Here is a 10,285-nt window from a genome sequence, read left to right as displayed (position 1 = left end):
GAACCAACTCCTCAAAAATGGTCTATAACAAACCGGAAGTTACTTTATGGCTGGGACCCTGAACTGTTGATCCATTTACAACATGCTCAAGCTACAACCTTGCTGGAAAAAAGATTGATCGATCAGGAGATATGGGACACCTATTTTAAATTCGCGTTTGTTCGTAACCCTTGGGAAAGAGCAATGTCTGATTATTTCTGGATGATGAAGGACCGTAAGGTTCAAGGTACCTTTTTAGATTACCTTATGAAAAAGGGAGAGTTTGCCCCCTATACCAGCATGCCTGGGAGGAAAAGTTACAGAGGAGATCATCTGTTGCCCCAGCATGAATTTATTTATGATAAAGAGGAAAATTTAATGGTGGATTTTGTTGGTAGGTTTGAAAATCTGACACAAGATTTTAAAGTAGTATGTGATAAACTGGGAATTAGCACAAAAAAACTTCCGCATTTAAAAAAGAATAAAGAAAAAAGGGTTCACTATTCTCAGTTTTTCACACCTCATGAAAAGGATTTGGTTTCCCAGGTTTATTACAAGGATATAGAATTGTTTAATTATCAGTTTGAAAAGAATTAATGACCCCTTCCCCTTTGGTTTATGCAGTAGTCGTTGCCTATAATGGTATGAAATGGCTAAATAAATGCTTAGAAAGCTTGTATCAAAGTAAGTATTCTGTTCATGTAATTGTGGTTGACAACGGTTCTACAGATGGATCGGTTGAGTTTATTAAAGAGAAATTTCCTCAAACGCATGTTATTGAAAGCAAACAAAACTTAGGGTTCGGTAAAGCAAACAATATTGGAATCAAATATGGCCTTGTCAATGGCGGTGATTTTTTTCTATTGCTCAATCAGGATGCTTCGATTGATAAGGATTCAGTCAAGGAGTTGTTAGCAACCTTTCAATCGGAGAGTAAGGCAGGGGTAGTAAGCCCGGTACAGATGGAGGGCAGTGGAACTGCTCTGGATTATGGCTTTGAAGATTACCTTAAAAGATATGCAGCTAATGAGGATGCGAACCTCATTCTTTCGAAGCAGTGGCAGCCTAAGAACATACCAGCAGGCTTTGTCAATGCGGCGGCATGGATGGTAAGTCGCAAATGCATAGAAACAGTGGGGGGCTTCAACCCACTCTTTCCTCACTACGGAGAAGATAATGACTACATAAACCGCATGCAATATCATGGGCTTAAGCTATTTGTAAGGTGCAATGCATTTGTCTGTCATGATAGGGTACAACATAAGAATCATATGCCTCTGCACAAACTAAAGATGAGAGAGTATGTTAGTTTTTTGAAACATTTTGCAAATGTTAAAAATACCGTATCAATGTCGGTTTTACATGCTATGGATAAGCTCTTCAGGGAAACTATTTACTACCTTTTACATTTTGAAGGAAGAAAAGTAATCGCTGTAATGGCCGGGTTTGGAAAAGCTGTTGCCAATTTTTCAAACATTGTAAATAGCCGCAGGGAATCCATACAGAAGGGGGCCTATTTATGAGAATAGCGATGTTTTTAGATACAACTTTTCCTCCTGATTCAAGGGTGGAGAATGAGGCCATTAGCCTGATCCAGGAAGGGCATGAAGTATTCTTGTTTTCATTGAATTACGACAAAAGGCCTGAACAGGAAGAAATTAGAAATATTAAAGTCAGAAGATACCCGGCTGGAAAGTTAGTTTATAAATTTTCGGCCTTGGCTTACACTTTGCCTGTTTACCACCTTTTGGTATATCCTAAAATTGTTGACTTCATTAAAGAAGTAAAGCCTCACGCACTGCACGTTCATGATATGGTAATCGCCCGCGCTGTTTTTTGGGCAAATCGAAGTGGAAATCTGCCGGTTGTACTGGACCTTCATGAAAACCGTCCGGTAATCATGAAAGAGTATTCCCATTTAAAGAAATTTCCTGGGAAGTATATGATCAACACAAAAACATGGGCCAAAAAACAGGTTGAACTTATGCAAAAGGCGGATAAAGTAGTATTGGTTACTGAAGAAGCAATGGATGAGGCCATCTCCTACGGTGTTTTCGATACAAATAAATTCGTTATAGTACCTAATACACTTCATGTCGATGTTTTTTGTGGTTATCCTATTGATAAAGGAATACTGAAGCGGTTTGAAAACACTTTCAATATTGTATATACAGGAGATACCGGGCTGAGAAGAGGCACGGATACTGCTATTATGGCACTTAATATACTAAAGGAAGAAATTCCAAATGTTAAATTGATTCTGGTAGGGCAGAACTCTGAAGATGTAGTATTGCATAAACTCGTGAAAAGCCTGAAGCTGGAGGATTATGTAACCTTTGAGGGATGGCAGGATGTAACTCTCTTCCCTAGTTATATAGAGGCAGCAGAAATATGTATTTGCCCTCTCAAAAGGAACCTGCATCATGATACTACATTTGCCAACAAGATTTTTCAATATATGGCCATAGGCAAACCGATAGTTGCCAGTGACTGTCCTGCACAGAAGCATGTATTGGAGCAAGAGGAATGTGGCCTCATACATGAGGCTGGAAACGAAAATGATCTTGCAGAAAAGATTCTTACATTATACCATGATTCAGCGCTTAAAAAGCAACTGGGAAAGAATGGGTATAAAGCTATTGAATCACGCTGGAATTGGGATGTAACCAAAAAGCAGTTGATTAACCTCTATGAAACTATAGTTTAAACCTGCTAACCCGAGACTTATAAAAGGGAGGGAATGAATTATATCTTCTTTTACTTCACCCTCCCCGGATTCTCACTCACAAAAGCTCCCCAGCTTTTGGAGGATTTGGTTTGGGCTACACCTTTTTGGAAATGATGGCAAACAGCAACTGCCAATGCATCCGTGGCATCGAGCAGTTTGGGTGCTTCCTTAAAGTTTAAAAGAGACATGAGCATGCTGGCAACCTGCTCTTTGGAGGCATTTCCATTGCTGGTTACCGATTGTTTTACTTTTTTTGGTGCATATTCGGTAATAGGGATTTCCCGCGACAAGGCTGCTGCCATAGCCACTCCCTGGGCACGCCCGAGTTTGAGCATTGATTGCACATTTTTTCCATAGAAAGGAGCTTCCAATGCTACTTCATCAGGGTGATAATCATTGATGAGGCTTAAAACCCGCTCAAAGATCTTTTTTAGCTTGAGTTCATGGCCGGAATACTTGCTGAGGTGAATAACACCAAACTGGATTAAACTTAGCTTCTGGCCCTTTACAGAAATAAGTCCGTAGCCCATCACGCTTGTTCCGGGATCTAACCCTAAAATAATCCTCTCGGTTTGAGGTTTTTTATCTATTTTGCCCACTCGCGCAATTTATGAATATGCCAAGTCTAATAAAAGCTTCTTTTTATAAACAGGTAATATGGCCGCTGCTCAAAGTCACTATTCTCCTGCTTTTGATAGCGTTTATATATCTTAAACTGCAGGATAGGAGGGATGATGCAGAGACCACCCTGGAGTATATTCAGTCTATTCTTTATAATAACATAGGTATGTTAATCCTCGTAGTGGGTTTAATGCCCTTGAATTGGGGGCTTGAAGCTGTGAAATGGAAGGTACTTGTAAAACCTCTTGCGGATATGTCATTTATTAGTGCTGTCAAAGGAGTCCTTACCGGCTTAAGCCTGAGTTTTATGACTCCCCACGGTTTGGGTGATTACTTTGGAAGGGTGATGCAGGCAAATAACCCACAGAGGGGAAGATACATTGGAGCCATAATGTTAGGGAGGTTTTGTCAAATGATCCCTACACTTCTGTTCGGTGCTTTAGGCCTGTATTATATATCTTCCACCTTGTTTCTGATCTATATAGCGTGTGCTGTGATAATTGGCGTAAGCTTACTGCTAATATTTATAGCAGTAAGAAGTGGAAGAGGATTAATGGGTGGAATAAAACTTTCTGATAAGTTAAAAAGTAAAATCAACTACTATTTTGGTGTCATAAGCATGTACTCGGTTGTGGAGATATTAATAATAATGTCACTATCGATCTTTCGTTATGCTGTTTTTGCTGCGCAGTTTGGTCTCATATTAGCTCTTTTCTTACCTGAAATTAGCCTGCATCTCAATATTGCCGGTGTAACCTGGATATTTTTATCCAAATCCATACTGCCAACCTTTAACTTTCTAAGCGACCTGGGTGTGAGGGAATTTTCAGCTATCTATTTCTATGAAAAATATCCGGTCGATCTTATGGCCGTTGTGAGTGCCAGCTTAACTTTATGGCTGGTCAATATTCTTGTACCGACTATTGCAGGAGCACCCCTGACCTTGAAAATGAGACTAAAAGCACGATGACCTTTAGTTTAATCATCATAATTCTGATTTATTGTATCTTGCTGATGTTATTGAACATAGGTTGGGCAATCAATAAACAAACGCCTTCATTTCAAGGGGAGATAAGTCAGTACTATTCCATAGTTATACCCTTTAGAAATGAGCAGGACAACCTTCATAATCTATTGTGGAGTATTCAGAAGCAAAGTTTCCCAGGTAATGCATATGAGGTTATTCTTGTCAATGACCATTCCAATGACTCGTCTGTAGAAATCATCAAAGAATTTGAGCAAAAAGCGAGTTTTTCATTAACCCTTTTACACCTGGAGGAGGTTCTCGGGAAAAAACAAGCCCTGGCGAAAGGCATACTGACCTCAAAAGGCTCTGTTATTGTAACCACTGACGCTGATTGCACTTTTGGGGCCAACTGGCTGTGGAGCATTGCTGCATTTTATGAAGACAGTGATGCCCAAATGGTAACCGGCCCTGTTACTTTCGAAAAGGAATCTACATTTTTTGAAAAACTCCAAACTATCGAATTTGCCAGTTTAATAGGCACCGGAGCAGCAAGCTTGGCTTTAAAAATGCCAAACATGTGCAACGGAGCCAATCTGTCGTTCAGGAAAAGCTCCTTCTTTGAAGTCGAAGGTTATAAAGGCAACGAGGAAATAGCCAGTGGTGATGATGAATTCTTAATGCATAAATTTTGGGAGGCATATGGAGGTAAGGTCTATTTTAATAAATCAAAGGATTCAACTGTATACACACAGGCGCACCAAACTTGGAGAGGCTTTTTTCAGCAACGAAAAAGATGGGCGAGCAAATGGAAACACTACTCCAGTATAAAAACCACCCTGTTGGCAGTATTCGTTTTGCTGTTTAACCTGTCCTTTATAATGGCCATAGGATTGCTGCTAAGGGGTGTAGGAAACTATATTGATCTCCTGGTTGTGGTGACTTTAAAAGTTATATTAGAAGCTATATTTCTATATAAAGTTTTAAACTTCCTTAATAAAAAAATGAATTGGATGTATTTTATTTTCTTGCAATTTACCTATCCGTTTTATGTAATAATATTCGGAATAGCTGCTAACTTTGGCAAATACAGGTGGAAAGGGAGGAAACATTAGCCTATCTTTTTCAAATATTTATTATATTGTATTAGGTGTGTAGGTTGATTTCTTATGGAGACATTGTCGTTACAAAACAGATATAATTTAAAGGAGCTTGAGCTCAATGCCCTTCTGGAGATTACTCAGGCTATTAACAATAACCTTCCCGAGTCTTCTCTTTATAAAATCTATGATTTTACCCTAAGAGCAAACCTCAATATCAGGCGGCTTGCACTTTATGTGTTGGATGAGAAATGGGAATGCAAAGTGAACTATGGTACCGAAATGGACTGCTTTGCTACTGAATTGGATGAAGAGTTTACAAAAAACACTTCTATAACACCTATTATCAAAGGAAGAGGGGATGTGTTTGATGAGTTTGACTGTGTAGTACCCATCTCGCATAAATCTTCAATACTGGCATTGGTTTTTGTGGGCGATCTGGAGGAGGAAGATGACGATGCCCGTAAAAGCAGCATGAGGTTTATTCAGGCACTAAGTAATATTATTATTGTTGCCATAGAGAATAAGAAACTGGCACGAAAGCAACTGGAGCAGGAAGCATTGAGGAAAGAGCTTGAAATTGCCAGTGATGTGCAACAATTTTTGTTTCCGGAAAGCCTTCCCTATGGGTTGAGACTGAAAATTGAGGCCAGCTATTTGCCTCATGACAGAGTCGGTGGTGATTACTATGACTATATCCCCATCAATAAAAACCAGTTTCTTATCTGTATTGCCGATGTTTCGGGTAAAGGTATACCTGCAGCATTGATGATGTCGAACTTTCAGGCTTCTTTGAGAACCCTGGTAAGACAGACACCCAATATTAAAGAGATCATTGAAGAGCTTAACTACCATGTGCTTGAGAATGCAAAAGGGGAGAAGTTTATTACCTGTTTTCTGGGTATATATGACCATCAACTGAAAACGCTGGTTTATGTCAACTCAGGGCATAACCCTCCGCTTTTGGTGAATAGGAAAGGAGAGGTACAACTTTTAGAAGAAGGCTCTACAGTTCTGGGAGCTCTGCATCCATTGCCATTTATTAACGAAGGTTTTATTACCGACTTAGATGATTTTCTGCTCTTCTGCTATACCGATGGGGTTACGGAAACAGAAAATGAGAGTGGCGATGAGTTTGGTATGCAAAAATTGCTCGACTATTTCAGCAAAAACAGAAATAAGGATCTTAAAAGAATTCATCAGGATATAATTATTGATCTTGATGGCTTCAAGGGAAGGAATGGTTATAAGGATGATATCACTATGTTGTCGTGTAAAATAGAGCCTTGATATGTTTTTTCATAAAACGCCAGGTATAGTACGATGGCTCTACCCTCAGCTTACCTGGAAAATGCCCAAAGAAAAAAATAATACAATTTACCTGACTTTTGACGATGGCCCTATCCCGGGGCTCACTCACTTTATTCTGGATACGCTCGATCAGTTTGATGCCAAAGCCACTTTTTTTTGCGTTGGGGAGAATCTCAGAAAAAATAAAAATATAGCAGAGCGAGCCATAAGTCAGGGACACGTGTTAGCTAACCATACTTTTAATCATCTCAACGGTTGGAAAACCAACGATAAAGAGTATTTGAAAAATGTTGAGCATTGTCAGGATGAACTGGATGAACTCGGACAGCATGCGAAAATACTTCGCCCGCCCTACGGGAAAATTTCAAGGAAGCAGATCGGCACATTGAAAAAGGATTATCAGATAATAATGTGGGATGTGCTTTCAGGTGATTACAGCTCGAAGATAACCCCGGATACGTGTTTGCATCAAACCGTTAAAGCTACCAGGAATGGGTCCATCGTCCTCTTCCATGACAACTTAAAAGCAGAAGCAAATGTAAAGTATGCTTTACCGGCCTTTATCAGGCATTTTCACGAGCTAGGATATCAGTTCAAATCAATATGTATGAATTAGTAACAGTTTTAGGCACTGTAAGTACTATCACTGTAGTCATAGATTTGCTACTGATCTGGTTTTGGTATGCTCATCATCAAGCCTATAACGCGTCCCCTGCTGAAGGTTTGCCTAAAGTTTCAGTACTGGTAGCTGCCCGTAATGAAGAACAGAATATTGGGAGGTGTATTCATGCACTGCTGAGCTTAAATTATCCAAAAGATAAGCTTGATATCATAATAGGAGATGACTCTTCGGAAGATAACACTTTGCGGGAAGCACGTCATGCCGCCAAAGGTAGCACGCAGGTTAACGTCATGGAAATATCAGAAAACCTTGGAAATGCCCGCGGCAAAGCCAATGTTCTGGCCCAGCTTGCAAAAGAAGCACAGGGAGATATATTTTTTATCACTGATGCAGACATTGCCGTGAATGAAAATTGGATAACAGGCATGCTGCATGGCCTGAAGCCTGGTGTTGGTATTGTAAACGGCGTAACAGCAGTGGAGGATCATGGTCTGCAAAATGTGGACTGGCTTTTTGCAGCCGGAATGATCAAGGTGATAACAGATCTCGGTATGCCAGTAACGGCTATTGGCAACAACATGTGTGTCACCAAAGAAGCTTATGAAAGTGTGGGAGGTTACGAGAACATCCCTTTTTCAATCACTGAGGATTATGAGCTGTTCAGGCAGGTCAGGAATAAGGGGTTTGGCCTGGTGCAGCTTATGAAGCCAGAAGTGCTGGCCTGGACAAAAAGCATTCGGGGGATCAAAAACCTGCTTCACCAGAGAAAGAGATGGATGTTGGGTGCAGTTCAGCTTCCTGTCCCTGTAGTGGTCCTTTTACTATTTCAGGCTTTGTTTCATTGGATGGTAGTTCCGTTATTGTTTATTGCCCCTTATTTAGGGGGTAGCATACTATTATTTAAAATGCTTGTTCAGATATTTTTTATAATTGTCATCCACAAAAAACTCAAATTACCCGTTAGATGGACTTCAGTACTTTCCTATGAGCCTTATTCCTTTGGCTTGTCCCTGCTTAGTTCAATTTTCTTTTTAATCCCTGCCAAAGTCAAATGGAAAGGTAGGAAATATTAACTTTGGCCGGTCTTGTGACTTTTTTTGGTTTGAATAATTATATATAACAGAATGAATGAATTTGTAGACAGCCATGCACATATTTATCTCAATAAGTTTAAAGAAGACTTACAGGATGTCCTTGAAAGGTCATTTGAGCATGGAGTTAACAGGATTTACATGCCGAATATAGATCATACATCGATTGATGACATGATGGAGTTGGAAGGTAAATATCCGGCCAACTGTTTTTCTATGATGGGGCTTCATCCATGTTCTGTGAAGAAAGGGTTTGAAAAGGAGTTGTACATTGTGGAGGAGTGGCTTGGAAAGAGGGACTTCACTGCTGTAGGCGAAATTGGTACGGACCTTTACTGGGACAAGACCTTCTGGGGTGAGCAGCAGGAAGCCTTTAAAGTGCAGGTGGAATGGGCAAAGCAATACAAACTGCCCATAGTTATTCATTGCCGGGAATCCATAGATGAAACCATTGAGTTGGTGGAGGCATTAAAGACTGATGATTTGACAGGTGTATTCCACTGCTTTTCGGGAAACCTCGAACAAGCAAAGAAAATCGTGGAATTGGGTTTTTACTTAGGTTTTGGTGGTGTAGCTACTTTTAAGAATGGTGGGTTGGACACTGTTATCCCGCATATTGACCTCGACCATTTTTTGTTGGAAACGGATAGCCCTTACCTGGCGCCGGTTCCACACAGGGGAAAGAGAAATGAGCCGGCTTACATACCCATTGTGGCAAAGAAAATAGCCACTTTGCAAGAAAAGCCCTTAGACGAGGTAGCATCAAAAACAACTGCAAATGCATTAAAATTATTTGGTCATAAATGAATTACTCCAAAATAAATATCATCACCTCGGCCTTTATTAAACCCGAAACTTCCATATTAATTATATATACAGGAGGTACCCTGGGCATGGTGCACGACGAAAAAGGAGCGTTAATCCCTTTCGATTTTAGTTCGATTTTAAATCATGTACCATCCCTAAGGCAATTAGAATTGAACTTGACCGTTATATCTTTTGAAGAACCTATAGACTCTTCAAATATAGGCCCGGATGACTGGGTGAAGATTGGTCAGATTATTTTTGAGAATTATAATGATTTCCACGGGTTTGTTGTGTTGCATGGTACCGATACCATGGCATTTACAGCGTCCGCATTGAGTTTTATGCTTGAAAACCTAGGTAAGCCAGTGATATTTACCGGAGCTCAGTTGCCTATATCCTCGCTGAGGTCCGATGCCCGTGAGAACCTGATCACGGCCCTTGAAATTGCCTCCAGTAAATCAGAGGGACGACCGCTCGTACCAGAAGTTTGTATTTACTTTGATTATGTGCTATTAAGGGGAAACAGGTCAAAAAAGGTCCAAAGCCTGCATTTTGATGCATTTGAGTCTGAGAATTACCCTACTATGGCCGAGTCAGGCGTAGTTATCAATTATAACACACCAGCCATTCGTCAAATTGAAGGCGATAAACCACTTGCTTTACACAGTAAATTTGATCCCCGGGTCGTTATACTTAAGCTTTATCCCGGCATTACGAGAGAGGCCGTTAAGGCTATTCTTGATATTGAAGGATTGAGGGGTGTGGTATTAGAAACATTTGGGTCGGGCAATGCCCCAACGTCGGCATGGTTTATTGATCTTATCAAAGAAGCTATTGATAAGGGAATCATTATTCTTAATGTATCGCAGTGCCCGGGCGGCAGGGTTATACAGGGAAGATATGATACCAGCCAACAATTGAATGAGTTAGGTGTTATAGAAGGCGCTGATCTTACTCTTGAAGCCGCCATTACTAAATTGATGATGGTGCTTGGGGAGGAGGAGGATCAGGTGCAAATTAAAAAACGGTTGATAGAACCGATTTGTGGCGAGTTAACGCTGA

Annotated in this window: 11 protein-coding genes; 10 read left to right on the top strand and 1 reads right to left on the bottom strand. The window is 40.3% G+C overall.

Annotated features, from left to right (window positions below; translation table 11 throughout):
* From E1163_RS24200 to E1163_RS24190, 3 genes are all read left to right on the top strand, one after another.
* Nucleotides 1–576 (top strand): sulfotransferase family 2 domain-containing protein (locus E1163_RS24200; RefSeq protein ID WP_221418074.1); only part of this gene is annotated, 576 nt, incomplete at its 5' end.
* On the top strand, nt 576–1,502 hold the full coding sequence (locus tag E1163_RS24195; RefSeq protein ID WP_155175201.1) for a glycosyltransferase family 2 protein: 927 nt from the start codon (nt 576–578) through the stop codon (nt 1,500–1,502). The genes E1163_RS24200 and E1163_RS24195, both read left to right, overlap by 1 nt.
* An 8-nt stretch (nt 1,503–1,510) precedes the next feature.
* Nucleotides 1,511–2,686 (top strand): glycosyltransferase family 4 protein, encoded by a 1,176-nt coding sequence (locus tag E1163_RS24190; RefSeq protein ID WP_221418073.1) that lies wholly within the window; start codon nt 1,511–1,513, stop codon nt 2,684–2,686.
* A gap of 50 nt (nt 2,687–2,736) precedes the next feature.
* On the opposite strand, the gene ruvC is transcribed toward E1163_RS24190, so the two are convergent.
* The gene (gene ruvC / locus E1163_RS24185; RefSeq protein ID WP_343033944.1) at nt 2,737–3,306 is read right to left on the bottom strand and encodes a crossover junction endodeoxyribonuclease RuvC; all 570 of its coding nucleotides are present in this window, start codon (nt 3,304–3,306) and stop codon (nt 2,737–2,739) included.
* 17 nt (nt 3,307–3,323) lie between these two features.
* On the opposite strand from ruvC, the gene E1163_RS24180 reads away from it, so the two are divergent.
* The 7 genes from E1163_RS24180 to E1163_RS24150 form a co-directional block, all read left to right on the top strand.
* A complete protein-coding gene (locus E1163_RS24180) occupies nt 3,324–4,298 on the top strand; it encodes a lysylphosphatidylglycerol synthase transmembrane domain-containing protein (RefSeq protein WP_155175197.1) in 975 nt (324 codons plus the stop codon).
* A 44-nt stretch (nt 4,299–4,342) separates the two neighbouring features.
* On the top strand, nt 4,343–5,407 hold the full coding sequence (locus tag E1163_RS24175; protein WP_185156194.1) for a glycosyltransferase: 1,065 nt from the start codon (nt 4,343–4,345) through the stop codon (nt 5,405–5,407).
* A gap of 54 nt (nt 5,408–5,461) precedes the next feature.
* Entirely contained in the window at nt 5,462–6,682 is a 1,221-nt protein-coding gene (locus E1163_RS24170; RefSeq protein ID WP_155175188.1) for a PP2C family protein-serine/threonine phosphatase, read from the top strand.
* A gap of 1 nt (nt 6,683) precedes the next feature.
* A complete protein-coding gene (locus E1163_RS24165) occupies nt 6,684–7,319 on the top strand; it encodes a polysaccharide deacetylase family protein (protein ID WP_155175186.1) in 636 nt (211 codons plus the stop codon).
* On the top strand, nt 7,307–8,398 hold the full coding sequence (locus E1163_RS24160) for a glycosyltransferase (protein WP_155175184.1): 1,092 nt from the start codon (nt 7,307–7,309) through the stop codon (nt 8,396–8,398). The genes E1163_RS24165 and E1163_RS24160 overlap by 13 nt, the downstream gene beginning before the upstream one ends.
* A gap of 51 nt (nt 8,399–8,449) precedes the next feature.
* A complete protein-coding gene (locus E1163_RS24155; RefSeq protein ID WP_155175182.1) occupies nt 8,450–9,223 on the top strand; it encodes a TatD family hydrolase in 774 nt (257 codons plus the stop codon).
* Nucleotides 9,220–10,285: asparaginase (locus E1163_RS24150; protein WP_155175206.1), on the top strand; the 1,066-nt coding region annotated here is incomplete at its 3' end. The genes E1163_RS24155 and E1163_RS24150, both read left to right, overlap by 4 nt.

Source organism: Fulvivirga kasyanovii (assembly GCF_009711405.1).
Lineage (GTDB): Bacteria > Bacteroidota > Bacteroidia > Cytophagales > Cyclobacteriaceae > Fulvivirga > Fulvivirga kasyanovii.
This window is presented reverse-complemented; position numbering and strand designations above follow the sequence as displayed.

What these genes read in the sequence shown, in the direction of transcription:
- E1163_RS24170 (WP_155175188.1), top strand. Translation starts at nt 5,462, where the DNA reads ATGGAGACATTGTCGTTACAAAACAGATATAATTTAAAGGAGCTTGAG.
- E1163_RS24165 (WP_155175186.1), top strand. Translation starts at nt 6,684, where the DNA reads ATGTTTTTTCATAAAACGCCAGGTATAGTACGATGGCTCTACCCTCAG.
- E1163_RS24195 (WP_155175201.1), top strand. Translation starts at nt 576, where the DNA reads ATGACCCCTTCCCCTTTGGTTTATGCAGTAGTCGTTGCCTATAATGGT.
- E1163_RS24180 (WP_155175197.1), top strand. Translation starts at nt 3,324, where the DNA reads ATGCCAAGTCTAATAAAAGCTTCTTTTTATAAACAGGTAATATGGCCG.
- E1163_RS24155 (WP_155175182.1), top strand. Translation starts at nt 8,450, where the DNA reads ATGAATGAATTTGTAGACAGCCATGCACATATTTATCTCAATAAGTTT.
- E1163_RS24160 (WP_155175184.1), top strand. Translation starts at nt 7,307, where the DNA reads ATGTATGAATTAGTAACAGTTTTAGGCACTGTAAGTACTATCACTGTA.
- E1163_RS24175 (WP_185156194.1), top strand. Translation starts at nt 4,343, where the DNA reads ATGTTATTGAACATAGGTTGGGCAATCAATAAACAAACGCCTTCATTT.
- E1163_RS24190 (WP_221418073.1), top strand. Translation starts at nt 1,511, where the DNA reads ATGTTTTTAGATACAACTTTTCCTCCTGATTCAAGGGTGGAGAATGAG.